Raw genomic sequence first — 25395 nt, forward strand, 5'->3', positions numbered from 1 at the left:
AAGCCAACACCATGAGCGATAATGAAGCCGCAAAACAAGTCCAGCAGGCTCGAAAACTACTGTTCCAGTCCATAAACCGTCGATCCAAATCCGCCGCCTGACCTCGACAGTTTCAGCCTCATCTTACGATTAGAAAATACTACCCTTCCCGCATGCATGCGCGCCTTATTGACGTGATCGACCAGCACGACACAGAGGCAGAGGCCGACAGGCTAGCCAAAAAGATCGCGGAGAAAGCCAAGGCCGAGAAAGCGCACCTGGCCGGGCGGGTAGTGGGAGACATACCGGCCCTGCTTGCGAACGGTGCAAGTCACTACCTGTGATTTTTCCCGGCTAATCGTCCGACACCACTTCCTTATGAGGCGTCTCATCGGCAGGCATCGCGTCCGAGAAGCGCCCCCTGTTTAGCATCGCCCATATCTCTGCGCCCGTGTGAGTACCGGGTAAATCACGCCACGGCGAATAGATAGTGTCTTTCACGCGCCAACGCCGCTTTTCTTTTTCGTCATCGAAGGGTGCCACGGCCCACTTTCATTTCTTAAACTCGGTTACCAGGTCGCACTTAACTACCCGAGCATTCCTTTGATCATCGCGGTAACAACCACAACTACTGTAAAGACCAAGCTCCAGAAGATCGCTATTTCCGATATCTCATTGGCTCGTGCCAGTGCCTCACGTGATATTTTTCCATAGTCTTCGGCCATCGCTGCGTCCCCCCGCGGAAGTTGTATCAACAAAGGGTGGTGCGCTCGGGGGGCCATTCCCGGGAGATCGCATGCCTATAGGCGGCAGTGCGCTTAAAGTCTCCGAACTCCCCCCGGCGCACCTTATCTGTCGCATCGGCCATGCCAGTTCGAGGCGTTGAAAAAATGACACCTCGAATGCTGTTAGAAAGCACTCTGTTGCCGAGCGCAAAAGAGAAGTGACGGAAAACTGACGGCTTAGCATGTCGAATGCTCGACGCAGAGCACGGTCACAAAGCGTCACAGAGCGCCGATCGCAAGCGGGATCATGTGATCGAGTTCGTAGTCGGCAGCCGTCGACGGACCCAGGCCGCTGCGTTTTAACAACAGTTGCTTTACTCCGTTCGTGAAGCTGGACGCTGTACTATCTCAGCCCGTCGCTCTACCAACTGAGTTATCAGGGAACACGAAAGGCGCGTATCTTATCCATATCGGTCCAATACGATTAATGCCTTCGCAGTCCGGTTTGCCCCATGAAATCTCGTAAGCGCCTGTTCATCGGCGTCGGCGCTGCTGTCGCCGCGCTGTTGGTGCTGCCTTTCCTCATCCCGCTGGGTTACTTCATTCCGGAAATCGAACGGTTCGCCTCCGAGCAGTTGAAGGCGCCGGTCAAGGTCGAATCCCTGAGCCTGTTTTTTCTGCCGCTTCCCCACCTAACCGTCAAGGGCATTGCGGTCGGCAAAAAACCTTTCCTTGAAGTCGAGAAAGTCATCATCACACCGCGACTGACGTCGCTCTTCAGCAGCCAGAACGTTATCAGCGAAATCAGCTTGCACGGTGTGGTCATCGGCCAGCCCCTGATTGCGAAGGCGTCAGCTTGGGCCGGCAGATCCGGCGCTGAAGGGCCTGCCACAATCCGCGTGGAACGCGTCGAAGTACGGGACGCATTCGTCAATCTGACTGACTTCAAGCTGCGGCAGATCGATGTCGACCTGGAACTGACGCCGGAGAGCGGACTTGCCCGTGCCCGGATACGCGCCGATCACGACCATCTGAACGCGACACTGGTGCCACAGGGCAGGGATTTCGCTGTGGAAATAGCGGCCCGGGAATGGAAACTGCCCGCCGGGCCGCCTTTACTGATGTCGAGCCTCAACGCGTCGGGTACGCTCAGTCCACAGCAGGGACTGACGATTTCGACAATAGAGGGCCGGTTGTACGACGGCACGGTCTCCGGCAAGTTGAACGTGGGTTGGTCAAGAGAGTGGACGATAGCCGGAAATCTTGATATTCAAAGTGTGGAAATTCAATCGATCGTGGCGCTTCTTACGAAGGACACGACGATCAGTGGCCGGCTGACGGCCAATCCCGTTGTCGACATGCGTGCACCGTCCGCCGCACAGCTGGGCGACGCTTTGGATGTCGAATCGGATTTCAAGGTGGAGAAAGGCATTCTCTACAACATCGATCTGAGCAATGCGCCGAAAGCGTTGTTGAACAAGGACGCGCTCAATGGCGGGGAAACTCGCTTCGACAATTTCTCGGGGCACCTCAGTGTCGATTCGGCCGGCTATGACCTGAGCAAAGTGGAAATTGCATCGGGCGTGCTGACGGCGGATGCGGAGTTGTCGGTTTCGTCGAAACAGGAGCTTTCGGGCCAGATCGATGTCGCGATCAAGGGGACCTCGGCGCTGGTCAGTACGCCGCTCGCGCTGTCCGGAACCGTGCAGCATCCGTCGCTGTATCCGTCCAAGGCGGCGCTCGCGGGGGCAGCGGCTGGCACTGCGTTGCTCGGTCCTGGCCTGGGTACTACGGTGGGGATGAAAGCCGTCCGAATGACCCAGAAGCTATTCGGCGGAAAGCCTAATAACAATAAGAAGAAGGCAGAGCCGGCAAAAGCGGAGGCAACAAAGCAGGCCAAGGATCAGGCGGCCGCCGACGAGAAGAAACAACCTTCGGCCGTGCACACCGGGCGCTGACCGCGATCAGCCGATTACCTTCGCGACCGCCTCGGTCACATGATCGATGTTGCGTGAATTCAGGGCGGCTACGCAGATGCGTCCGGTGTCGATTGCATAAACGGAAAATTCATCGCGCAAGCGGTCTACTGCAGCTTTCGAAAGCCCGGAATAGGAGAACATGCCGCGCTGCTTGGTCACGAAGCCGAAGTCAGACTTCGGCAGTCGCGTGCTCAGTTTTTCCGCGAGTTGCCGGCGCATTTCGCGGATGCGCTCGCGCATCTGTCCGAGCTCCTTTTCCCACAGCGCGCGCAACTCCGGGCTGTTGAGCACGGTGGCAACGATCTGGCCGCCGTGGGTGGGCGGATTCGAATAGTTCGTACGCACCGTACGCTTCAACTGGCTCAGCACGCGCGCCGCCTCTGCGCTGTCGCTTGCAACCACGCTTAACGCGCCGACGCGCTCACCGTAGAGCGAGAACGATTTCGAGAAAGAGTTCGAGACGAACACCGGGCATCCGCCCTGGGCAAAGCGCCGCACGACTTCGCCGTCGGCGTCGATGCCGTTGCCGAATCCCTGATAGGCGATATCCACGAAAGGCATGAGCCCGCGGGAAACGACGACGTCGATCACTTCGGTCCATTGTGCGGCAGACAGGTCCACGCCGGTCGGGTTATGACAACAGGCGTGAACGACGACGATGCTCCCGGCCGAAAGTGCTTTGAGCGACTGCATCATGCCGCTGAAATTGATGCCGTGCGAGGCGGCGTCGTAGTAGGGATACGTGTTCACCGTGAATCCCGCGTTCTCGAATAGCGCCCGGTGGTTTTCCCAGCTCGGATCCGAAATCCACACTTGGGATTGCGGCAGCAGGCGCCGCAGGAAATCGGCGCCGATCTTGAGGCCTCCTGTCCCGCCCAGAGCCTGTACCGTGATCACGCGGTTTTCCTTCACTGCCACACTGTCCGCACCGAAAACTAATTCCCTTACCGCGCGGTCATAGGCAGGCAGACCATCGATAGGTAGGTAGCTGCGCGGAGCGGATTTCTCGGCTAGCTGGATCTCCGCCCGGCGTACGCACTCGAGCAGCGGCACTTTGCCGCTGTCATCGTAATAGATGCCGACTCCGAGATTGACCTTGTTCGGATTCTTGTCGGCATTGAAAGTCTCGGTCACCCCCAGAATGGGGTCCTTCGGGGCCATTTGTACGGCGGCCAGCGGCGAAGCGGGGTGGGGGGCGTTCATCGTGATAACATCAAAAATTCTGAAGGCGCATATTGTACCGTGACAGTCACATTCCCCCATAGTCCGTTTCGCCTTCATCAGCCTTTCGAGCCGGCCGGGGATCAACCCGAGGCCATTGCCGCCCTGGTCGAGGGATTGAACGACGGGCTGGCATTCCAGACGCTGCTCGGCGTGACGGGTTCCGGCAAAACCTACACGATGGCCAATGTGATCGCGCGTACTGGTCGACCCGCGATCATCATGGCGCCGAACAAAACGCTAGCCGCTCAGCTCTACGGCGAAATGCGCGAATTCTTCCCGGAAAACGCCATCGAGTACTTCGTTTCTTACTACGACTACTACCAGCCGGAAGCGTACGTTCCCTCGCGCGATCTGTTCATCGAGAAGGACTCCAGCATCAACGAACACATCGAGCAGATGCGTCTGTCCGCGACCAAATCGCTGCTCGAACGCGACGACGCCGTGATCGTGGCCACGGTCTCCGCGATCTACGGCATCGGCGATCCGGTCGACTACCACGGCATGATCCTGCACCTGCGCGAGAAGGAGCGCATGAGCCAGCGCGACGTCATCTCGCGGCTGACGGAAATGCAGTACGACCGCAACGATTTCGAATTTCGCCGCGGCGCTTTCCGCGTGCGCGGCGACGTGGTCGACGTCTTCCCTGCCGAGAACTCGGAAGTCGCGCTGCGCATTACGCTGTTCGATGACGATGTCGAGACGCTGACGCTGTTCGACCCGTTGACCGGCCATCTGCTTCAAAAGGTGCCGAGGTATACCGTCTATCCGTCCAGCCATTACGTTACGCCGCGCAGCACTACGTTGCGGGCAATAGAGGCGATCAAGGAAGAACTGTGCGGACGGATCGAATTCTTTCAGACGACCGGCAAGCTGGTGGAGGCGCAGCGCATAGAACAGCGCACTCGCTTCGACCTCGAGATGCTCAACGAGCTGGGCTTTTGCAAGGGAATCGAGAACTACTCGCGTCACCTGTCGGGCCGCAAGCCAGGCGAGCCGCCGCCCACGTTGCTGGATTACCTGCCGCTCAATGCGCTGATGATCATCGACGAGAGCCACGTCACCGTTCCGCAGCTCGGTGGCATGTATCGGGGCGACCGTGCCAGGAAGGAAAACCTGGTGGACTACGGCTTCCGGCTGCCGAGCGCGCTGGACAACCGGCCTTTGCGTTTCGACGAATTCGAAAAAATTACGCCGCAGGCTATCTTCGTTTCCGCGACGCCGGCGGAATATGAGCGCGAGCATCAGGGGCAGATTGTCGAGCAGGTAGTTAGGCCGACCGGATTGATCGATCCGGAAATTGAAGTGAGGCCGGCCGCGACCCAGGTGGACGACTTGCTGTCCCAGATCAACGAACGCGTCGAACGCAAGGAAAGAGTGCTGGTAACGACGCTGACCAAGCGCATGGCGGAGGACCTGACCGACTATCTTTCCGAACATGGCGTGAAGGTGCGCTATCTGCATTCGGACATCGAGACCGTGGAAAGAGTTGAGATCATCCGCGACTTGCGTCTGGGCGAGTTCGATGTCCTGGTAGGTATCAACCTGCTGCGCGAAGGCCTGGATATCCCCGAGGTTTCGCTGGTGGCGATTCTGGATGCGGACAAGGAGGGCTTCTTGCGCTCGGAACGCTCGCTGATCCAGACCATCGGACGCGCCGCGCGGCATTTGAACGGCGCCGCCATCATGTACGCAGACGTGATGACCAATTCGATGCGTCGCGCCATCGCCGAGACCGACCGCAGACGCCAGAAGCAGACCAGCTACAACGCGGCGCATGGCATCACGCCGACAGGTGTGTCGAAACGCATCAGGGATATGTTCGACGGCGTATATGACCCGTCTGTGCAGCTGGACCGCAAAGCAGCCGAAAAATTGGCGGCCTACGGCGCGATGAGCGAAAAGGATTTGCTCAGGGAGTTGAAGCGTGTCGAGCGGGAAATGCTGGAAAGTGCGAGGAATTTGGAGTTCGAGCGCGCCGCGCAATTGCGCGACCAGCTGAAGAGACTGAAAGAACTGGCATTCGGCGTCGTCGAAATCGACGATGCGCTGACTGCAACCGGCACCGACGGCAAGATCACGTCGATTTCAGCGGTGCGCAAACGTAAATCCTGAAGGCCATGAAAAAGAAGCTCGGCGGGTAGCCGAGCTTTTCTTTAACGTACGTGTTCCTGCTTGCTCCGCTTTTGCGGTCAGGCCGCGTCGCTGCCGGCCGACTGTTGCTCGCCGGTTTCCACTTGCTGCAACGGTTCTTCCGGAATCGCTGGCGGTTGGTCGCGGGGGCGCGGCGTTCTCGCCGGGCGCGGCGTTTCTGGCGCCTGATAGATCGACGGGCCTTTCGACCGGGTTTCGATCATCACCAGGTCCGGGGGCAGGGCGACGGGATCCATCTTCCAGGCCGGCGCCGTCTGCGGTTGTGGCGCGACGGGTTGGATTTCCGGCTTTTCGATCACCGGTTCCGGTGTGGCGCGCTGTTCGGGAGTCGCGACCGGAGCAAATTCGGTGCGAGTGATTTCCTCGACAGCGTGTTCGCGCATGACGGACTGTGCAACGACGGATTGTTCCACTGCGGGCTGTTCGACTACTGGCCGTTCCATTGCGGGACGTTCGATGGCAATCGGCTGCAAGTCTTCTCGCGCAATGGCGACCGGTGCCTGCTCGCGCTCACGCGGCGGCCGGGAGAGTCCGTTTCCGGATTGTGCCCGGTCGGGATGCTCGCTGCGCGTCTGCTGGTTTGGATTGTCCTGGTGCTCGGACTGCCTGTCACGACGGCCGCGGCCGCGGCGGCGGCTGCGACCTTCCTCGCGAGCACCTTCGGGGGGACGATCACCAGGTTGGCGTTGTTCCACGGCGGCCAGTGCCGGATCCTGACGCGGTGGCCGCTGCGGCGGTTGCTGCTGACGATCCTGCGGCTTGCGTTCGCCCTGCTCCTGATTGCGGTTGCGACCCTGATCGCGACGATTGTCCGCATCCTGGCGCGGGCCCTTGCGCTGCTCGTCGCGTTTGTTGCCGTCGCCGCGGCCCTCCGAACGGCCGTGCCGATGGTCGCGGCGCGCCAAATCGCGATTCCGCTGCGGGTCGCGTGGTCTGGCTTTCACCGGTTCGGGTTTGGGCTCCGGCTTGCGGGTGAGCCAGCCGAATATTTTTTCCAAAATAGAGGGTTTTGGTTCTTCGCGCGGCGCGACCACGGGCGCTGGCTGAGCCGGCGTAATTCCCTGTACGGCGGCTTGCGGCCGCTGTGCCTCCGGCTTCTGAACGGCAGTGGAGGGCTCTGCAGCTTCGACCGGGACATCGGCCATCTTGTAGCTGGGCAGGGCGATGTCGTTCTGATTCAGTTCGTCGTGCCGCAACCGTGTGACAGTGTAGTTAGGGGTTTCCAGGCTGACGTTCGGGATCAGCAGGACGTTGACCTTCAGCCGGGTTTCAATCGAGTGGAACTCGTTGCGCTTCTCGTTGAGCAGATAGGTGGCGACGTCGATCGGCACCTGGGCGTGCACTGCGGCCGTGCCGTCCTTCATCGCCTCTTCCTGAAGGATGCGCAGGATGTGCAGCGCCGAGGATTCGATGGAGCGTATGTGTCCGGTACCATGGCAGCGCGGGCAGGCAATGTGGCTGGTTTCACCCAGAGAAGTTTGCAGGCGCTGGCGCGACAGTTCCAGCAATCCGAAGCGGGAGATTTTGCCGGTTTGTACCCGTGCGCGATCGTATCGCAGGGCATCGCGCAGGCGGTTTTCGACATCCCGCTGATTGCGCGCAGCCTCCATATCGATGAAATCGATAACGACCAGGCCGCCAAGGTCCCGCAGCCGCAACTGGCGTGCGATCTCATCGGCGGCCTCCAGATTAGTGCGGGTTGCGGTTTCCTCGATATCGGCACCGCGCGTGGCACGCGCCGAGTTCACGTCGATCGCCACCATGGCTTCTGTGTGATCGATCACGACCGCACCGCCGGAAGGCAGAGGCACTTGGCGCGAATAGGCCGTTTCGATCTGGTGCTCGATCTGGAACCTGGAGAACAGCGGGACGTCGTCCTTGTACAGCTTGACCCGGTTCACGTTGAGCGGCATAACATGGCCCATGAACTGCCTGGCCTGTTCGTAGATGGCCTCGGTATCGATCAAAATCTCGCCGATTTCCTGGTGAAAATAGTCGCGAATCGCGCGAATGACCAAGCTGCCTTCCTGGTAGATCAGGTACGCGCCGCTTTGCTGCTTGGCGGCGGTTTCGATTGCATTCCACAACTGCATCAGGTAGTTCAGATCCCAGTTAAGTTCCTCGACCGAACGGCCGATGCCCGCGGTACGGGCGATGATGCTCATGCCGGGGGGGACTTCGAGCTGGGAAATCGTATCGCGCAGTTCGTTGCGGTCTTCGCCTTCGACGCGTCGCGATACGCCGCCGCCGCGCGGGTTGTTAGGCATCAGAACGATGTAACGGCCCGCGAGGCTGATGAACGTGGTCAGTGCCGCACCCTTGTTGCCGCGTTCGTCCTTGTCGACCTGGACGATGAGCTCCTGGCCTTCGCGCAGCGCTTCCTTGATGCTGACCCGGGCGGGATCGGCGTCGGGATTCTGGAAAAACGAGCGGCTGACTTCCTTGAATGGAAGAAACCCGTGACGTTCGTTGCCGTAATCTACGAATGCGGCTTCGAGACTGGGTTCAATGCGGGTGATGACACCCTTGTAGATATTGCTCTTGCGTTGCTCTTTTCCGGCTGTTTCTATATCGAGGTCGATCAGCTTCTGGCCATCGACGATCGCGACACGCAATTCTTCTGTTTGGGTCGCGTTAAACAACATGCGCTTCATTATCTTGTTCTCCCGCGCTCACTTTTTCACGGGGAGGACAAACCTTGCGGCGCCGTTACGGCGCGAGGCTTACTGGCTTTCCGTCGTCGGATAATTCATGGGTGGAAGAGGACGATAGCTATCTGGGCCTGAGGTTTGTCTGTTTTTCATCCTGCATCAAGCAGGACTGTGGAATCCACTGGAATGCTGCGAGCGCGCAATTCATCAATTACCATCGCTACTTTTTCGGGTGAGCGAACTTAACCCCTCTCGACGGCGGCGAATTGGCAGGAGCTCGAACTGCGGCGGTGCGCCGCGCAGGGCTCGACCGCACAATCTGCACTGATTGCCCGTTCGTTTGAATAGTATAAGGAAAATGAATAGCTTAAGCAAAGACTCTGCAACCTGGCGGGAAGTCGATGAATCGTCACAGGATCAACGTATCGATAACTATCTGCAAAAAATCCTGAAAGGGGTGCCCAAGAGCCACATTTACCGCATCCTGAGAAGCGGGGAGGTGAGGGTCAACAGCCGGCGTGTCCAAGCCTCCTACCGGTTGCAGGACGGCGACAAGGTCCGGCTGCCGCCGATACGCACCGGGGTGAAACCGGCCCGAGCCGGGGCTGTCGCGTCCGGCGCCCTGTTTTCAGACGCCGTCTTGCTCGAGGACGAGGATTTGCTGGTGATCGACAAACCCAGTGGCGTTGCCGTTCACGGCGGCAGCGGAATCTCGAGCGGTGTCATTGAGCAATTGCGTGCCGCCCGTCCGGGGCTGCGCTTCCTGGAGCTGGTGCACCGGCTGGATCGCGATACCTCCGGCGTTCTGATATTGGCGAAGAAGCGCACTGCATTGACCGGATTGCATGCGCAGTTGCGCGATGGCGTCGTGCGCAAGCATTACCTGGCGCTGGTGTTCGGGGAATGGAAGGATGCAAAGCGCAATGTGAAGGCGGCTTTGCACAAGTACGTCTCCTCTTCAGGGGAGCGCAGGGTGGTCGTCGACGAGGAGGGCCAGCAGGCGCATACAGTGTTCCGGCTCGTTCGCAATTTTTCCGGCTACAGTCTTCTGGATGCTGAGCTTAAGACGGGGCGAACGCATCAGATCCGGGTTCATCTGGCCCATATCGGCTATCCGATCGCCGGCGACGACAAATATGGCGATTTCGACGCCAACAAACGATTGGTGAAGCTGGGACTCAAGCGCATGTTCCTGCATGCCGCGAGCCTGGAATTCAGTCATCCACGCAGTGCGCAGAGGGTGCGTGTCGAAGCGCCGCTCGCTCCCGACCTGGAGCGTTTCCTGCAGTCCGTACGAGGCGCTGTCGGCGCGAAGGATGCGTGATGGCTAAACGCTTCGATTTGCTTGTATTTGACTGGGACGGCACGCTGATGGACTCCGCCGCCCATATCGCCGCGGCCTTGCAGGGAGCGTTTCGGGATCTCGCCCTTCCCGTGCCGTCCAACGCGGCGGCGCGCCATGTAATCGGGTTGGGCTTGCGGGACGCCATGACGTATCTGAATCCAGGATTGGACCGCAATCGCTACGAAGAAGTGGCCGATAGATATCGTGTCCACTTCCTCGCCGGCGATCAGGATGTGGAGCTGTTTCCGGCCGTGGCCGCCGGTATTCCTGCGTTGAACCTGGAAGGCTATCTGATGGCGGTTGCCACCGGCAAGAGCAGGCGTGGCCTGGATCGGTCGTTGCGGGCGACCGGGTTGACGCCCTATTTCCACGCCTCGCGCTGCGCCGATGAAGGATTCCCAAAACCGCATCCGGAAATGCTGCAAGCGGTCATGGAAATACTGGGCACGGCGCCGGATCGCACACTGATGATCGGGGACACGACGCATGATCTGGAGATGGCGAAGAACGCCGGCGTCGCCGCGGTCGCCGTCAGCTATGGCGCGCACATGCTCAGCGATCTGGAGGGCATGAAGCCTCTCGGCTGCGTAGGCAGTTTCGAACAGTTGATGCAATGGCTGAAGCAAAACGGTTGATCTGCCCGTCGCAAGACTTGCCGGAGCGCGGCACAGGCGTGCGTTTCAGCGTCGAGACAGCCCAAGGTCCGATACCGGCATTCGTCGTCCGCTATCGCGGCAAGGTACAGGGCTATCTGAACCGCTGCGCACACGTCCGGGTCGAACTGGACGCACAGCCCGGTGAGTTCTTCGACGTGGCCGGTTTATACTTGGTTTGTTCCACGCACGGTGCGGCCTATGTTCCGGAAACCGGGTATTGCATCGGCGGACCATGCAAAGGACAGCGTCTGACCAAGCTCGCCGTAGAAGAACACGACGGCAGCGTTTACCTACTGGATAGCGAGGATACGGTTCATGTCTGAAATGGAACCCGTCGGCGAAGAGGAAAACTGGGAGCGCCGAGTCATCGAGAAACTGGCCCGTTCGGCTCTCGACGAGCAACGAAAGTCGCGCAACTGGGGCATTCTCTTCAAGACGTTGACTTTCCTTTATCTGTTCGCTTTGCTTTTCATCGCTGTTGGATGGATGGGCGGGAGGGAGCCGCTGCCCGGTGACCATACGGCGCTGGTCGAATTGAACGGCGTCATTGCTGCTGATACGCACGCCAACGCCGATGTCATTGCCCAGGGACTCCATGATGCTTTCGAGAGCAAGGGCACCAAGGGCGTCATCCTCAGAATCAACAGCCCGGGAGGAAGCCCGGTACAGGCGGGCACCATCAACGGCGAAATACACAGGCTGAGGCAAAAATATCCGCAAATACCGCTCTATGCGGTGGTGGAAGACATCTGCGCCTCCGGTGGTTATTACGTTGCAGTGGCAGCGGATCAGATCTATGTGGATCGCGCCAGCATCGTCGGCTCGATCGGTGTGCTGATGGATGGATTCGGTTTTACAGGGACCATGGAAAAGCTTGGCGTTGAGCGCAGGTTGTTGACCGCCGGCGAGAATAAAGGCTTCCTCGACCCGTTTTCGCCGATGAATGCCGCGCAGCGGGAGTACGCCCAGAAGATGCTGCGGGAAATCCACCAGCAATTTATCGAAGTGGTGCGCCAGGGGCGAGGCAAACGGTTGAAGGAGGGGCCGGATACCTACTCCGGGCTGGTCTGGACCGGGCAGAGAAGCATCGAACTCGGCCTGGCGGACGCGCTCGGCAGCGTCGACTACGTGGCCCGTGAAATCATCAAGGCGGAAAAGATCGTCGATTTCACACCGCGTGAGAATCTTGCCGAGCGTTTCGCCAAGCGCTTCGGTGCGGCGTTGGGCGAAGCGCTAATGCGCGTTGCCGGTTCTGCGACGCCGGTTCGCTGAACGCGGGTTTTCCGCCAGGAGCAGGAATACGGTAGGTCGTTTGTGGAGTTGCGGCGGCGCAGTTCGTCGCCATTCGCCGATGCTTTTCGCCTTTATCTCTTCAGTTACGCTTGTCAGGTCGATTGCCAGGCTGAGCATGGTCTCGGGCCTGCAATTCGCGGCAATAGCCTTGAACAACGGGTCGTTGCGGTAGGGCGCTTCAATGAAAATCTCCGTCTGATCGAGCTTGCGCGATCTTTCCTCCAGATCGCGAATGCGTGCGTCGCGTTCCGCGGAAGCTTGCGGCAGATAGCCATTGAAGGCAAAACGCTGGCCATTCAGGCCGGAGCCCATGAGCGCTAGCACGATGGACGACGGGCCTACCAGCGGCACGACCTGCATGCCGAGCCGATGGGCGCGACTGACGAGATTGGCGCCGGGATCGGCGATCGCGGGACAGCCGGCCTCCGATAGCAGCCCGACGTCACCGCCCGACTCCAGCCAGCGGGCGAGCCGGTCCAGGTCGTCTGTTTTCGAGTGCTCGTCCAGCACTTCAAATTCGAGTTCCTGCACCGGCAAACCCAGCGTTTTCAGAAACTGGCGCGCCGATTTCGGATGCTCGACCACAAACCGCCTCAGAGGCAGCACGGCGCTTCGCACGCGCGCCCCGACCCAATCGTCAGAATTTTCCGGAGCCAGGTCGACAGGGATCAAAAACAATTTTCTATTCTGCATGTCATTCCGGAGAAGCCATTGCGCGCATTATGGAACTGATACGTTCTCGTTCCTGAGCATTTCGGACAGAGCGATCAATGGCAGGCCGATTAATGCCGTGGGATCCGAAGACTGGATACTGTCGACCAGCGATATTCCAAGACCTTCAGCCTTGGCGCCGCCGGCGCAATCATAGGCGGGCTCCGCCAGCAGGTAACGTTCGATTTCGCAATCGCTGATTTTTCGAAACCTGACTTCGGTGGGCACCAGCTTTGTCTGCGTTCGCCCGCTGGCGGTATTCACCAGCGCGATTGCGGTTATGAAGCTGACCGACTTTCCACTGGAGTGTCGCAACTGCCGAACCGCGCCGGCGTGATCTACGGGTTTGTCCAGCCGCACGCCTTCGCAGAACGCAACCTGGTCGGAACCGATGATCAGTGAGCGCGGAAATCGGGAGTGTGCCGCCTGGGCTTTGGCCAGTGCCAGCCGCCCGGCGGTAATTGCCGCTGCCTCCCCGGAACGCGGCGTTTCATCCACGTCTGGCGAGACGATTTTGAACGGCAGTTTCAACCTTTCGAGCAGCTCGCGGCGATAACGCGACGTTGATGCGAGAACCAGTGTTAGGCCACTGTTTGTTGAAGACATTTTGTTTTGACAGAGTAATCCAAAACCACTATTATGCGCGGCCTATGTGGGATCGGGTCGTTGTCGACAGCGAGGAATTCGCGCGCGATGCAAGTGAACTGCGCGGAACAGTGGCGATTGCCGACCTGCCGCGGTTGCGCGATGTGTTATTCGACCAGTCCGGCGAAATTACGTACAGCCTGACTGGGGCAGTGAACAAGGACGGCATTGCGTCATTGCGGCTCGGTATTGTCGCCGAGCTTCTGATGACCTGCCAACGCTGCCTGGGCCCGGTAAAATTCAGCCTGAAGTCGGCTCTCAATTTCGAACTGGTTCCCGAGGCCCAGGCGCTCGGTGATCCGGCGGAAGAGTCGGGCGAGGCGGAACGGATTCATGCTGACGCCAAGCTGGATGTGGCTGCGTTTGTCGAAGATGAAGCCATCCTTTGTCTGCCGATGGTTGCGGGACATCAGCCCGGCGAGTGTTCTTTGCCCATTTTGAGAGGGGGCGAGAGCGGGAAGAAGTCGCCCTTCAGTTCGCTGGCCGTGCTGAAGCGGCAGTAAACAGATTCGAACTTAAGGAGCAAGTCATGGCAGTCCAGCAAAACAAGAAATCGGCGTCCAAGCGCGGCATGCACCGGTCGCATGATTTCCTGACTAATCCGCCGCTGGCGGTGGAACCGACAACCGGCGAAACGCACCTGCGTCACCACATCAGCCCGAACGGTTTTTATCGCGGCAAGAAGGTCGTCAAGACCAAGGGCGAATAACAACTCGCCGGCTTTTGGCTGCCCAATGGCGCAGCTCAAAGGCATGACCCGACTCCCGCCGCCGCTCGCGCTTCACGGGCATATCGGAGTTATAAGCGCGTACACAACGCATGCGATACGGGGTTCGTGCGTGGTGAACCGGTCCAAATCACGTTGATTACCGTAGCCATAGACTGCATGGGTGGCGATCATGGCGCGCACGTGACGGTTCCTGCTGCCATGTCGTTTGTCGACGAGATCGAGGACGCTCGAGTCCTCCTTGTCGGTTTGCCGGAAGTCGTCGAATCCGAGCTCAAGCGACAAGGCGCCCGCACTGGCGACCGAATCCATATCAGACCAGCGCCCGAAGTCGTTGCAATGGATGAAGCGCCCGCATCTGCATTGCGCGGCAAGCGCGAGTCTTCGATGCGTATCGCCATTGATGCGGTGAAGAACCAGGATGCCCACGCCTGTGTCAGCGCCGGCAATACCGGCGCCTTGATGGCGATCTCGCGCTTTGTGTTAAAGATGCTGCCCGGCATCGAACGTCCTGCAATCGCTTCTTTCCTGCCTACTCTGCGCGGCCACACCTGCGTACTTGATCTGGGCGCAAATGTCGATTGCACGGCCGACCATCTGCTTCAGTTCGCGGTGATGGGGTCGTCCCTGATCAGCGCGGTCGATCATATCGATAGACCTTCCGTCGGATTGCTCAATATCGGGCAAGAGGACATCAAGGGCAACGAAGTCGTCAAACAGGCCGCCGAGCTGCTGCGCAACAGCGGACTCAACTTCTACGGCAACTTAGAAGGCACGGATATCTACAAAGGAACAACAGATGTGATCGTGTGCGACGGTTTTGTCGGCAATGTCGCGCTCAAGACTTCCGAAGGACTGGCGCAGATGCTTGCCGCCTACCTTCGCGAAGAATTCGGACGCAACCTGTTCACGCGAATCTCTGGGGCGATGGCATTGCCGGTCATCAACGCCTTTCGCCGGCGCGTCGATCACAGGCGATACAATGGCGCCAGCCTGCTGGGTCTGAAAGGCATCGTGGTAAAGAGTCACGGCTCGGCCGACAGCTTCGGTTTCCGTTTCGCAATCCAGCGGGCCTACGAGGAAGCGCGACACGACATCCTTCGCGGCATCAGTGATCGCATGTCCACCATTAATCAGAAAGCGGCGTGATGTTCTCGCGCATAATCGGCACCGGAAGCTACCTTCCGGAAAAAGTAGTGACCAACGACGATCTGGCGCGCACGGTCGATACTTCCGATGAGTGGATTCGAACCCGCACCGGCATCCGCAGCCGGCATGTTGCCGCTGAAGGACAACTGGCGAGCGATCTAGCATTGCCTGCGGCGCAAAGAGCCCTGCAATCGGCAGGAGTGGGGGCCGGAGACATCGATCTCATCATCGTTGCCACTACGACACCGGACATCATATTTCCGAGCACCGCATGCATTCTGCAATCGAAGCTGGGTGTTGCCGGTTGTGCGGCTTTTGACGTGCAGGCCGTCTGCAGTGGATTTGTCTATGCACTTACGATCGCTGATCTATTCATCCGTTCCGGACAGGCCAAACATGCCCTGGTGGTTGGGACGGAGGTGTACTCGCGCATCCTCGACTGGAACGATCGCGGCACTTGCGTCTTGTTCGGTGACGGCGCAGGTGCGGTAGTCGTTGCCGCGAGCGAAAAGCCCGGAATTATTGCTTCCAAGCTGCATGCTGATGGCAGTTACAAGGAAACGCTGTGTGTGCCCGGCAGCGTGAACGGTGGGAAGGTGTGGGGTTCGCCGTTCGTACACATGGATGGCGGTGCCGTATTCAAATTTGCGGTGCGCGTATTCGAAGAAGGAGCCAACGAAGTGCTGGAGGCCGCCGGCTTGACGGTGTCGGATCTTGATTGGTTCATTCCGCATCAAGCCAACTTCAGAATCATGGAGGCGACGGCGAAAAAACTTGGCCTGCCAAAAGAAAAGCTGATCGCTACGGTTCACCATCACGGAAATACTTCGGCAGCATCCATTCCGCTCGCGCTGGACGAGGCGGTGAAGGACGGCCGCATTCATCCTGGACAGACGCTGTTGCTGGAAGGCGTGGGCGGAGGCTTCACTTGGGGCGCAGTACTGCTACGCTGGTAGGCGAGATGCCATGAAAATTGCGTTCGTTTTCCCGGGGCAAGGCTCGCAATCGGTGGGCATGATGAAGTCTTTCGCCCAACTACCCTGCGTGCGCGATACATTTTCGGAAGCGTCCGACGCAATCGGCCAGGACATGTGGAAGCTCGTGGAGGAGGGGCCGGCAGACGAACTCAATCTGACCATCAATACACAGCCGGCAATGTTGACGGCTGGCGTTGCGCTTCATCGCGCTTGGAACGCAGAGAAGGGGACTAGGCCTGCGATATCTGCCGGACATAGCCTGGGCGAATACAGTGCCCTGGTTGCAGGCGGCGCGATCGATTTTGCCGACGCGGTGAAGCTCGTGCGTTTTCGCGCACAGGCCATGCAGGAGGCAGTGCCCGCGGGCGTCGGCGCGATGGCGGCGATACTGGGGCTCGAAGATGACGTGGTGCGGGCGGCCTGCCAGGAGGCCGCCCGCGCGAACGAAGTCGTCGAAGCGGCCAATTTCAATTCTCCGGCCCAGGTCGTGATTGCCGGAAACAAAGCTGCGGTAGAACGCGCGATGGAAGTTGCCAAAGGCAAAGGGGCGAAACGCGCGGTCATGCTTCCGATGAGCGTGCCTTCGCATTGCAGCCTGATGCGATCGGCTGCCGAGCGCATGCACCAGCGGCTCGTGGCGATAAAGATCGGAATTTCCAACGTCCCGGTCCTGCATAACGCGGACGTCAAGAGCGCAGGCTCGGCCGATGCTGTTCGCGACGCTCTGGTGCGTCAGCTGTATCAGCCTGTGCGTTGGGTAGATACTGTGCGCGCAATCGTATCGGCCGGGGCGACTCATATCGTCGAATGCGGGCCCGGCAAAGTGCTCGCAGGGCTGAACAAGCGGATTGCGCCGGAAACGCCGGACTTTTCGTTCGACGGCATGCCCGCTTTCAGAGAAGCTTTGGCTGCGTTGAAGTAATGGGAGGATCGATGCTGGCGGGAAAAGTCGCGCTGGTGACCGGAGCCAGCAGGGGTATAGGACAGGCCATTGCCGTGACTCTGGGCAAGGCGGGCGCAACGGTCGCGGGCACTGCCACGAGCGACGCCGGCGCGGCAGGGATATCGGAATACCTTCGCAGCGAAGGCGTGAAAGGGGCTGGATTCAAGCTCAATGTGAACGATCCCGTGGAGACGGAAGCCGTTCTTGGCAAGATCGAATCCGAGTATGGTTCCGTGGCTATTCTGGTAAACAATGCCGGCATCACGAGAGACAACCTGCTTTTGCGCATGAAGGACACTGAATGGGACGAGATCATGGATACCAATCTGAAGTCGGTATTCCGGTTGAGTAAGCTCGTCATACGATCGATGATGAAGGCGCGCTTCGGGCGCATCATCAACATTACGTCGGTCGTCGGATCCATGGGCAATGCCGGTCAAGTCAACTACGCCGCGGCCAAAGCCGGCGTCGTCGGTTTCAGCAAGTCTTTGGCGAAAGAAGTTGGTAGTCGTAACATCACGGTAAACTGTATTGCGCCGGGATTCATAGATACTGACATGACGCGCGGATTGCCCGACGACCAGAAAACTGCGTTGCTCGCGCATATTCCGCTTGGCCGTTTCGGGCAGGTCGAGGAGATCGCTGCGGCTGCAGCTTTTCTGGCTTCGGAAGGAGCCGCCTATGTCACTGGAAACACGTTGCACGTCAACGGCGGCATGTACATGGACTGATGCCGGAGGGCATGCAATTTTGGTAGAATGTGGCGCGTGTTTTTGTTCCAGGCGGCTCTAATCAAGAGACGGCGTGGACAGTCACGCAATAGAATCTTCAAGTAAAAGGGAAGGGACATTAATGGAATCCGTAGAACAGCGCGTCAAGAAGATTGTTGCCGAACAGCTGGGCGTGAACGAGGCAGACGTCAAGATCGAATCGACGTTTGTCGATGACCTCGGAGCCGATTCCCTCGACACCGTGGAACTGGTGATGGCACTTGAAGAAGAATTCGAGTGCGAGATCCCCGATGAGGAAGCGGAAAAGATTACTTCCGTCCAGCAAGCGATCGACTACATTAAGGCGCACCTAAACTGACCACACCCTTTCCCTTTTCCTCCCTGGAGTTGCGTTGTCTAGACGCCGCGTTGTAGTAACCGGCTTGGGTATAGTCTGTCCAGTCGGCAACAGCGTCAAGGAAGCGTGGACAAATATCCAGACGGGCAAGTCCGGGATCACGCGGATTACCCGGTTTGACGCGTCACCCTTCGCATCGCAGATTGCCGGAGAGGTGAAGAACTTCGATATTGGCCAGGTTTTGTCGCCGAAGGAAGCGCGACGCGTCGACGTATTTATCCACTACGGCATCGCAGCTGCAGCTGAAGCGATCAAGGATGCGGGCCTCGAAGCAAATCCGAAGTACGCAGAGCGCGTCGGCATCAATGTCGGTTCCGGGATAGGCGGATTGCCGCTGATTGAGGAAACCCACAGAGCCCTGATGGAAGGCGGCCCGCGCAAGATCTCCCCGTTCTTCATCCCCGGCGCGATCATCAATATGATCTCCGGCAATCTCTCAATAATGTATGGATTCAAGGGCCCCTGCCTGGCAATGGTTACCGCATGCACAACTGCCAATCATTGCATCGGCGATTCGGCTCGTCTGATCGAATACGGGGACGCGGACGTCATGGTGGCCGGCGGTTCCGAGGCGGCGATCTGTGCGCTCGGCGTCGGCGGCTTCTCGGCAGCGCGCGCGCTCAGTACCCGAAACGACGATCCTGCCACGGCTAGCCGCCCTTGGGATGTCGACCGCGATGGCTTCGTTCTCGGCGAAGGTGCCGGTGTACTGGTTCTGGAGGAGTTGGAGCATGCGAAAGTTCGCGGCGCAAATATCTATTGCGAGCTGGCCGGATATGGGGTCAGTTCCGATGCACATCACATCACTGCTCCGTGTGAAGACGGAGAAGGCGCAGCGCGCGGCATGATGAATGCCATGCGAAATGCAGCGATCAATCCGGACGAGGTGGATTACGTGAATGCCCACGGCACCTCGACTTCTCTGGGCGATCTTGCCGAAACAATCGCAGTCAAGCGTTGCTTCGGCGATCATGCAAAGAAACTGGCCATCAGTTCCACCAAGTCCAGTACAGGTCATCTGCTCGGTGCTGCGGGCGGGGTCGAAGCCGTATTCACGATAATGGGTATGAAGGACCAGGTCGCTCCGCCGACCATCAATCTGTTCAATCAGGATCCGCAGTGCGACCTCGACTACGTGCCCAACACTGCGAGGCAGATGAAGATGAAAGTCGCCCTGTCGAATTCCTTCGGCTTCGGCGGCACCAACGGCACGCTGGTTTTTCGGACGATCTGATCGTTCTACGATCGTTCAAATTCCAGGTCGGGATTCGAGATCGTGTCCGAATGCCGGCAGGGTAAAGCGATGATCATTGTCCCGAGGTGACGTTTCGCAGCATCATGGCAAAGCGTAAGAATCTGTTCCTGCCTGCACCCCGATGGACGGCTATGCGCCTATTCCGTGCGGGCCTGCTGCTTGCCATGCTGGCCGCGATGTGCGCAGCCGCGTGGCTGGCTTATTTCGCCTTCAAGCCGATCGATGTTCCTCCGAACGCACGCACCTTCAATGTCGATCACGGTCGCAGCTTGCGCAGCGTTTCCGAACAGTTTGCTCACGCCGGCCTGATTTCCGACCATTGGAGTTTTCTGGTGTTCGCACGGCTGATGGGAGCGGCAGGAGAAATCAAGGCCGGCAGTTACGAAGTGGGGGAGCAGATCGCGCCTTATCGGCTGCTGGAAAAGATCGTCCGTGGAGAATTTGCACAAGCCGAGCTCAGATTCATCGAGGGATGGACCTTTGCACAATTGCGAAGTGTTCTCGACGGGCATCCGGCTCTCAAACATGACAGTACCGCATTGTCGAACGCCCAGATTCTGGAGCGCCTCGGCATCGATAAGAAATCTCCCGAGGGACTTTTTTTCCCGGATACGTATTACTTCGCCGTGGCTTCCAGCGATCTGGCATTGCTGAAACAGGCTTATTCGAGAACGCAGGCCAAATTGCAGACGCTATGGGAGGCACGCGCGCAGGGTCTGCCACTCAACAACGCATACGAAGCATTGATATTTGCGTCGATCGTAGAAAAAGAGACCGGCCGCGACGACGAAAGGGAACTGGTCGCTGCTGTTTTCATCAACCGGCTGAAACGCGGCATGCGCCTGCAAACCGATCCGACAGTGATCTATGGACTCGGTCCCACTTTCGACGGAAATTTGCGCCGTCGCGACCTGCGGACCGACAATAGTTACAACACTTACACGCGTTTCGGCCTTCCGCCGACGCCGATCGCGATGCCGGGAGAAGCATCGATCAGGGCGACCTTGAATCCTGCGCAAAGTCCGGCTCTGTATTTTGTTGCCCGGGGGGATGGCAGCCACCAGTTCTCCTCGAACCTGGTGGAACACAACCGCGCCGTGAACAGGTTCCAGCTACACCGTTGAAGCGCGGCTTGTTCATCACGTTCGAAGGCATCGACGGTGCGGGTAAAAGCACCCACGTGGCGTGGTCGGCGGAATTCCTGCGAGGACGCGGCATTGCACTGACTTTGACGCGCGAGCCGGGCGGTACCGTGCTAGGCGAAAAACTGCGTGAACTTCTGCTGGCAACAGAAGGATACATCCATGCCGAAACCGAAGCGTTGCTGATGTTTGCGGCCAGACGCCAGCATCTTGAAGAGGTAATCGGGCCGGCGCTGGCGCGCGGGAGATGTGTGCTTTGCGATCGTTTTACGGATGCGAGTTTCGCTTATCAAGGCGGCGGGCGCGGTGTGGAAAAAAAGAAACTCGCCGCGTTGGAGGTCTGGGTTCACCCGGACCTGCAGCCTGATCTGACTGTCTTGTTCGATGTGAGCGCGCAAATGGGGCAGGGCCGGGTCGCTCGCATCAAATCCCCGGACCGGTTCGAGCGTGAAAACGCAGAATTCTTTGTCCGAGTTCGCGATGCCTATCTCGAGCGGATGAAAGAGTCGCCCGATAGGTTTGTGTGCATCGACGGCAGCAGAACCATCCCCGATATTCAAAAGGAACTGGGAGCAAAGCTCACGGCGGTTCTGTCGAAGTGGAAAATCTGACCCATCCCTGGATTGCACCGATCCTCGACAAGATGCCTCGCGCAGCCGAGGCGTTGCCGCGGGCATTGCTGCTGGCAGGCAGACCGGGATTGGGCAAACGTGCCACCGCACTATTTCTCGCACAGTCCCTCCTGTGCGAGGCGGAAAGGGAAACGTTGAAGGCCTGCGGCACGTGCGTGTCGTGTCGCCTGTTTCAGGTTGGCAACCATCCCGATCTCCGCATGTTCGAAGTCGGCCAGGAAGAAGAAGACGACCCCGCTTCCAGTGCAACCGATGAGGAACCCGGCACTTCCAAGAAGGCCAGTCGCCAGATTTCGGTGGAGAGGGTCCGCACGCTTGTCGATTTCGTAACGATTACGTCTCATCGCGGCGGCGCCAAGGTGATCTTGATTGCGCCCGCTGAGGCGATGCATCCGAGTGCCGCCAATGCCATCCTCAAGATTCTCGAGGAACCGCCTGGGGACACCTATTTTCTCCTGGTGAGTCATCAACCTGAACGACTCCTGCCGACGATTCGCAGCCGTTGTTTCCATCTGGCGTTTGCCCTGCCCGACCCAGGGCATGCGCTCGACTGGCTGAAGGAGCAGGGGATAGAGCGGGGGGAATTGGCGTTGGCGCAGGGCGGCTATGCGCCGCTGGCCGCAATTGATCGCGCACGCGATGAGACTTTCTGGAGTCAACGCAAGGCCCTGCTGGACACGCTTGCGGCCTCTGGATTCGATCCCTTGCACGCTGCGAATTGTGCTGAAGATATCGATGGCGCCGTGGTGTCGACTTTGTTGTCGCAGTGGGCTTATGACATCGCCGCCCTGAAGTCGGGCGGTAAAGTGCGCTACCACCTCGACTACACCACATCAATACAAAAAATCGCTGGTACTGTGTCAGCCGGTGCGCTAATGATCTGGTATGACTCGGTAATACAATATGGACGCGTCGCCCAGCATCCGCTGAATAAACGCCTCGCAATGGAAAGTCTGTTATCCGGCTACCCTAGTCGTTAAGCGTCTTGGTACCCCCTCCGACGGTGTCCATTCACCGCACGCTGTATCTATAAATTACTTTAATACATATCTTTACATTTCTGATATTAAATTGTTTATAGATTCGCACTGTCATATCAATTTCCCCGAGCTTGCGGCCGATCTTGGCGGTGTAACCGGGGCCATGGCCGCAAATTGCGTGACCCATGCGCTGTGCGTGTCGGTGAACCTTGAAACCTTTCCCGAGGTCCTGGCGATCGCAGAACGCTTTCCCAACATATTTGCCTCCACGGGTGTTCACCCGGATGACCGATCCGGCGAGGAGCCTGACATTGATCGACTCGTCGGTCTGGCTGATCACCCCAAGGTTGTCGCCATCGGGGAAACCGGTTTGGACTATTACAGGGTCGAGGGCGACACCGAGTGGCAACGGGAGCGTTTTCGCACTCACATACGGGCTGCCCGGCAAATCCGCAAACCGCTCATCATTCATACCCGCGAGGCGGCTGAAGACACTCTTCGAATCATGCGGGAGGAAGCGGCGGCCGGGGTCGGCGGCGTAATGCATTGCTTTACAGAAACCGCAGCGGTGGCTCGACGGGCCATGGAAATGAATTTCATGATCTCGTTCTCCGGGATCGTGACATTCAAGAATGCGACCGCGTTGAAAGACGTGGCCCGCGAAGTGCCGCTGGAAAACATGCTGATCGAGACGGACTCGCCATATCTGGCTCCAGTTCCGTATCGGGGCAAGACCAATCAACCAGCTTATGTGCGCTTCGTCGCCGAGGAAATTGCCCGACTTAAGGGAATATCCATCGAATCGGTAGCCGAGGCGACGACCGCGAATTTCTTCAGATTGTTCAATCTTGTCCGGGCTGCCAAGGCCTAATACATACGGTGGGCGCCGAGCAATCTCAACCAAGTGCCCTTTATCAATATGCGCATAATGTATATTATGTTAAATTAAGACTTACTGAGCCGATCGCCAACCAAGAACGACTTTGGTTCGCGTCGTGACTGGCGCTTCGCTCTGCGACCTAGTCGGAAAACCCCAGTGATATGAGACCGTTGCCGGCCTCAGAACCGGATTCCGGCGAAGGAGTGCTGCATCGAACACTGATAACGTGTTCGAAAAAAACCGGAGAGCAAAGAAATCGGCGAAATTCGACGACATCGCGCACGGTGAACGATAGACCAGGCGCCTCGGAAGCACATTGACTATTCGACCGCTACCGGATCGCGCGCTTCACCTGCCGAAGCCGTTCGAAACAGCAAATCGCCGCGGCCGCGGCCACGTTAAGCGATTCGACTTTTCCGGCCATCGGGATGTGTACGAGTTGATTGGCCATCGACAGCACATCTTCCGGCAATCCCCTACCCTCGTTTCCGAAAATCATCGCCACCGGACCGGAAAGATCCACATCGTAGATCGCCTGTCGGGCGCGCGGACTGGTTGCAATGACCGCCCCATGAAACCCCGTGAGTGCGGTTTCGAGATCGATGCGCTCGCGGATTGGAAGCACGAACTGTGCACCCATCCCGCCTCTGAGTGATCTGGGTGACCAGGCATCTGCGCAGCCTTTTGCAAGATAAGCAGAAGTTGCGCCCGCTGCCGCCGCTGTTCTCAGCAGCCCGCCGAGATTGCCGGGATCTTGAACACCATCCAGAAGTATTCGAAAATCATCCGGCGTCTTCGATTCGACGCGCGGTATGCCGGCGATGGCGGTAATACCCTCGGGTGTTTCGACCTGCGCGATTTCTGCGAAAAGCTCGTCAGCGAGTAAATAGATATGCCGTGGCGACGTGGTTTCGAGAATCTGCTGGATGTCCGGCCGATTCACGCCCGGCTCGCTGATCAGCAACGTGGAGTCTTCAAGTCCGAATTGCTCCGCATACGTGCGTATCAGACGCGTGCCGTCCATCAGGATCTGATTTGACTTGTTTCGCTCGCGGGCCGATTCAGCCAGTTTGCGCGCCTGCTTGAAGTGCGCGTTCTGGCGCGAAGTGATACGTTCCATCGGGGATTGGCGATCTGCAAAGTGGTGCCCGGAGCCGGGGTCGAACCGGCATGGGCTTTTTGAAGGCCCGAGGGATTTTAAGTCAGGAAAAATCAATCAGCGACAATAGTTTACAAAACTCCCCTGCTTTCAAGACAATGGGTTATATGCTGCTGCTCGCTGTGGATTGTCGCCGTTTGTTGTGCCTACTGTGCCAGGAGTGTGCCAGACCGGCCACCAAATCGCTGACCTTAGAGTCTCGGATTGTGATTCCGGTTGTCGTGGGCTTGATCGTTACGATGACTCATCCTCGATCACAGTGATTATCGAGCGACGCTTTGTGAACTTATCGGGGTCGCGAAACATCGCTGTGCAACGCCGACTATCGTCATAGAGCATCACCCTCAAGACGGTCAAATCAGTACCGTTGTCTGAATTGAAAAGTTAGCATTCCCTGAGCTGAAGTAGGAATAATCGCGCCATTTGGCGAGGATAGGTTAACGTCAAGTCGCGTATCACCGTATTGAATATTGGTTATCTTTGTGAAGGCGATCGCCGAAGTACCGGACACGGGGGACAAGTCGAAGTGAAAACGCGCATCTCCTTGCGGAACAATATGACATGCAGTTCTACTTCACGAACGGCGTGAAGGATCTGCTATTGAAGCGCAGCGGCCTGGACCCGATGGCGGCCAGGGACTACGAACTGGATCACATCATTCCGCTGGTAATCGGCGTCCATCCGCGCGGGGCCGCGTCGTTTGAGGGTCATGCTGCTGTGCGTTGTTTCCGCAGCCAGGCATAGAAAGCGTCTTCGTGAATGAAGATGCGGCGCCCTACGCGAGAGATCGCGCCGGCAGCATTCAGGCCGTTTTCATCGGCTGTGAAGATCAGCCAGCGGATTTGTCCTTCGGTCCAGCCTTCTTGTTTGTGACGTTCGGCAAACTGCTTTGGCCGGTATGCGCCACCCAAAGCGAGTGCATTCGTGTCCACTGTTGCAGTCCCTCCGTATGAGCAGTTGAGTCATGCCCAGACTAGGGAACAGCGGACCAATACCTAAGACGCAGTTACTTCGCGTAATCAAAGCCCGCCTCAATAGTAGGTTCAAGGCCCCATTTGATGCGC

27 protein-coding genes are annotated in these 25395 nt (G+C 58.4%); 20 read left to right on the top strand and 7 right to left on the bottom strand.

The features are described from left to right. The first annotated feature begins 152 nt into the window (after window positions 1-152). Window positions 153-323 carry a hypothetical protein gene (locus HY067_16930; GenBank protein ID MBI3529636.1) on the top strand — a complete coding sequence of 57 codons (171 nt, stop codon included), beginning with the start codon at window positions 153-155 and terminating at the stop codon, window positions 321-323. Between the two features lie 243 nt (window positions 324-566). Here the strand turns inward: HY067_16930 and HY067_16935 are convergent, their stop codons facing one another. Beyond that, window positions 567-704: a hypothetical protein gene (locus HY067_16935; GenBank protein MBI3529637.1), complete on the bottom strand. Its 138-nt coding sequence runs from the start codon at window positions 702-704 to the stop codon at window positions 567-569. Window positions 705-1216: 512 nt separating this feature from the next. On the opposite strand from HY067_16935, the gene HY067_16940 reads away from it, so the two are divergent. Then, the gene (locus tag HY067_16940) at window positions 1217-2662 is read left to right on the top strand and encodes a hypothetical protein (protein MBI3529638.1); all 1446 of its coding nucleotides are present in this window, start codon (window positions 1217-1219) and stop codon (window positions 2660-2662) included. Between the two features lie 6 nt (window positions 2663-2668). On the opposite strand, the gene HY067_16945 is transcribed toward HY067_16940, so the two are convergent. Then, entirely contained in the window at window positions 2669-3886 is a 1218-nt protein-coding gene (locus HY067_16945) for an aspartate/tyrosine/aromatic aminotransferase (protein MBI3529639.1), read from the bottom strand. A gap of 39 nt (window positions 3887-3925) precedes the next feature. Here HY067_16945 and uvrB point away from each other — a divergent pair, with 39 nt between their 5' ends. Then, window positions 3926-6019, top strand: a complete 2094-nt coding sequence (gene uvrB, locus HY067_16950) for an excinuclease ABC subunit UvrB (GenBank protein MBI3529640.1) — start codon at window positions 3926-3928, stop codon at window positions 6017-6019. A 77-nt stretch (window positions 6020-6096) separates the two neighbouring features. Here the strand turns inward: uvrB and HY067_16955 are convergent, their stop codons facing one another. Next, window positions 6097-8712, bottom strand: coding sequence for an Rne/Rng family ribonuclease (locus tag HY067_16955; protein MBI3529641.1), 2616 nt, complete (start codon window positions 8710-8712; stop codon window positions 6097-6099). Window positions 8713-9067: 355 nt separating this feature from the next. On the opposite strand from HY067_16955, the gene HY067_16960 reads away from it, so the two are divergent. Genes HY067_16960 through HY067_16975 form a run of 4 tightly spaced genes read left to right on the top strand, consistent with a single transcriptional unit; the run spans window position 9068 to window position 11982 of the window. After that, window positions 9068-10033: an RluA family pseudouridine synthase gene (locus tag HY067_16960; protein ID MBI3529642.1), complete on the top strand. Its 966-nt coding sequence runs from the start codon at window positions 9068-9070 to the stop codon at window positions 10031-10033. After that, window positions 10033-10689: an HAD-IA family hydrolase gene (locus HY067_16965; GenBank protein ID MBI3529643.1), complete on the top strand. Its 657-nt coding sequence runs from the start codon at window positions 10033-10035 to the stop codon at window positions 10687-10689. Before HY067_16960 ends, HY067_16965 begins: the two co-directional genes overlap by 1 nt. Continuing rightward, window positions 10668-11033, top strand: coding sequence for a Rieske 2Fe-2S domain-containing protein (locus tag HY067_16970; GenBank protein ID MBI3529644.1), 366 nt, complete (start codon window positions 10668-10670; stop codon window positions 11031-11033). Before HY067_16965 ends, HY067_16970 begins: the two co-directional genes overlap by 22 nt. Next, entirely contained in the window at window positions 11026-11982 is a 957-nt protein-coding gene (locus tag HY067_16975) for a S49 family peptidase (protein ID MBI3529645.1), read from the top strand. The genes HY067_16970 and HY067_16975 overlap by 8 nt, the downstream gene beginning before the upstream one ends. On the opposite strand, the gene HY067_16980 is transcribed toward HY067_16975, so the two are convergent. Both HY067_16980 and maf read right to left on the bottom strand, forming a co-directional pair. Next, window positions 11944-12696 (bottom strand): SAM-dependent methyltransferase, encoded by a 753-nt coding sequence (locus HY067_16980; protein ID MBI3529646.1) that lies wholly within the window; start codon window positions 12694-12696, stop codon window positions 11944-11946. The genes HY067_16975 and HY067_16980 overlap by 39 nt on opposite strands. 27 nt (window positions 12697-12723) lie before the next feature. Next, window positions 12724-13320, bottom strand: a complete 597-nt coding sequence (gene maf / locus HY067_16985; GenBank protein MBI3529647.1) for a septum formation protein Maf — start codon at window positions 13318-13320, stop codon at window positions 12724-12726. On the opposite strand from maf, the gene HY067_16990 reads away from it, so the two are divergent. The 12 genes from HY067_16990 to HY067_17045 all read left to right on the top strand — a co-directional run bounded on the left by HY067_16990 (window position 13308) and on the right by HY067_17045 (window position 23163). Next, window positions 13308-13862 carry a DUF177 domain-containing protein gene (locus tag HY067_16990; protein MBI3529648.1) on the top strand — a complete coding sequence of 185 codons (555 nt, stop codon included), beginning with the start codon at window positions 13308-13310 and terminating at the stop codon, window positions 13860-13862. The genes maf and HY067_16990 overlap by 13 nt on opposite strands. Window positions 13863-13888: 26 nt before the next feature. Then, on the top strand, window positions 13889-14068 hold the full coding sequence (gene rpmF / locus HY067_16995) for a 50S ribosomal protein L32 (GenBank protein MBI3529649.1): 180 nt from the start codon (window positions 13889-13891) through the stop codon (window positions 14066-14068). Between the two features lie 147 nt (window positions 14069-14215). Beyond that, a complete protein-coding gene (gene plsX, locus HY067_17000; GenBank protein MBI3529650.1) occupies window positions 14216-15235 on the top strand; it encodes a phosphate acyltransferase PlsX in 1020 nt (339 codons plus the stop codon). Further along, window positions 15235-16191 carry a ketoacyl-ACP synthase III gene (locus HY067_17005; protein MBI3529651.1) on the top strand — a complete coding sequence of 319 codons (957 nt, stop codon included), beginning with the start codon at window positions 15235-15237 and terminating at the stop codon, window positions 16189-16191. The genes plsX and HY067_17005 overlap by 1 nt, the downstream gene beginning before the upstream one ends. 10 nt (window positions 16192-16201) lie before the next feature. Continuing rightward, window positions 16202-17134, top strand: coding sequence for an ACP S-malonyltransferase (gene fabD, locus HY067_17010; GenBank protein MBI3529652.1), 933 nt, complete (start codon window positions 16202-16204; stop codon window positions 17132-17134). An 11-nt stretch (window positions 17135-17145) separates the two neighbouring features. Continuing rightward, a complete protein-coding gene (gene fabG / locus HY067_17015) occupies window positions 17146-17886 on the top strand; it encodes a 3-oxoacyl-ACP reductase FabG (GenBank protein MBI3529653.1) in 741 nt (246 codons plus the stop codon). A gap of 121 nt (window positions 17887-18007) precedes the next feature. Beyond that, window positions 18008-18244: an acyl carrier protein gene (gene acpP, locus HY067_17020; GenBank protein ID MBI3529654.1), complete on the top strand. Its 237-nt coding sequence runs from the start codon at window positions 18008-18010 to the stop codon at window positions 18242-18244. Window positions 18245-18278: 34 nt separating this feature from the next. Beyond that, entirely contained in the window at window positions 18279-19517 is a 1239-nt protein-coding gene (fabF, locus tag HY067_17025) for a beta-ketoacyl-ACP synthase II (GenBank protein ID MBI3529655.1), read from the top strand. A gap of 152 nt (window positions 19518-19669) precedes the next feature. Beyond that, entirely contained in the window at window positions 19670-20662 is a 993-nt protein-coding gene (gene mltG, locus HY067_17030; protein ID MBI3529656.1) for an endolytic transglycosylase MltG, read from the top strand. Continuing rightward, window positions 20659-21291 (top strand): dTMP kinase, encoded by a 633-nt coding sequence (locus tag HY067_17035; protein MBI3529657.1) that lies wholly within the window; start codon window positions 20659-20661, stop codon window positions 21289-21291. Before mltG ends, HY067_17035 begins: the two co-directional genes overlap by 4 nt. Continuing rightward, window positions 21279-22292 carry a DNA polymerase III subunit delta' gene (gene holB / locus HY067_17040; GenBank protein MBI3529658.1) on the top strand — a complete coding sequence of 338 codons (1014 nt, stop codon included), beginning with the start codon at window positions 21279-21281 and terminating at the stop codon, window positions 22290-22292. The genes HY067_17035 and holB overlap by 13 nt, the downstream gene beginning before the upstream one ends. Window positions 22293-22383: 91 nt before the next feature. After that, window positions 22384-23163 (top strand): TatD family hydrolase, encoded by a 780-nt coding sequence (locus HY067_17045; protein MBI3529659.1) that lies wholly within the window; start codon window positions 22384-22386, stop codon window positions 23161-23163. A 340-nt stretch (window positions 23164-23503) separates the two neighbouring features. Here HY067_17045 and HY067_17050 read toward each other — a convergent pair whose 3' ends face one another. Next, the gene (locus tag HY067_17050; protein ID MBI3529660.1) at window positions 23504-24292 is read right to left on the bottom strand and encodes an RNA methyltransferase; all 789 of its coding nucleotides are present in this window, start codon (window positions 24290-24292) and stop codon (window positions 23504-23506) included. Window positions 24293-24892: 600 nt separating this feature from the next. On the opposite strand from HY067_17050, the gene HY067_17055 reads away from it, so the two are divergent. Continuing rightward, window positions 24893-25075, top strand: coding sequence for a hypothetical protein (locus HY067_17055; GenBank protein ID MBI3529661.1), 183 nt, complete (start codon window positions 24893-24895; stop codon window positions 25073-25075). Here HY067_17055 and HY067_17060 read toward each other — a convergent pair. Continuing rightward, a complete protein-coding gene (locus tag HY067_17060; protein MBI3529662.1) occupies window positions 25039-25242 on the bottom strand; it encodes a DNA-binding protein in 204 nt (67 codons plus the stop codon). The two genes, HY067_17055 and HY067_17060, sit on opposite strands and share 37 nt — an antisense overlap. Window positions 25243-25395: the final 153 nt, after the last annotated feature.

The sequence above is a fragment of the Betaproteobacteria bacterium genome, assembly GCA_016194905.1.
GTDB lineage: Bacteria > Pseudomonadota > Gammaproteobacteria > Burkholderiales > JACQAP01 > JACQAP01.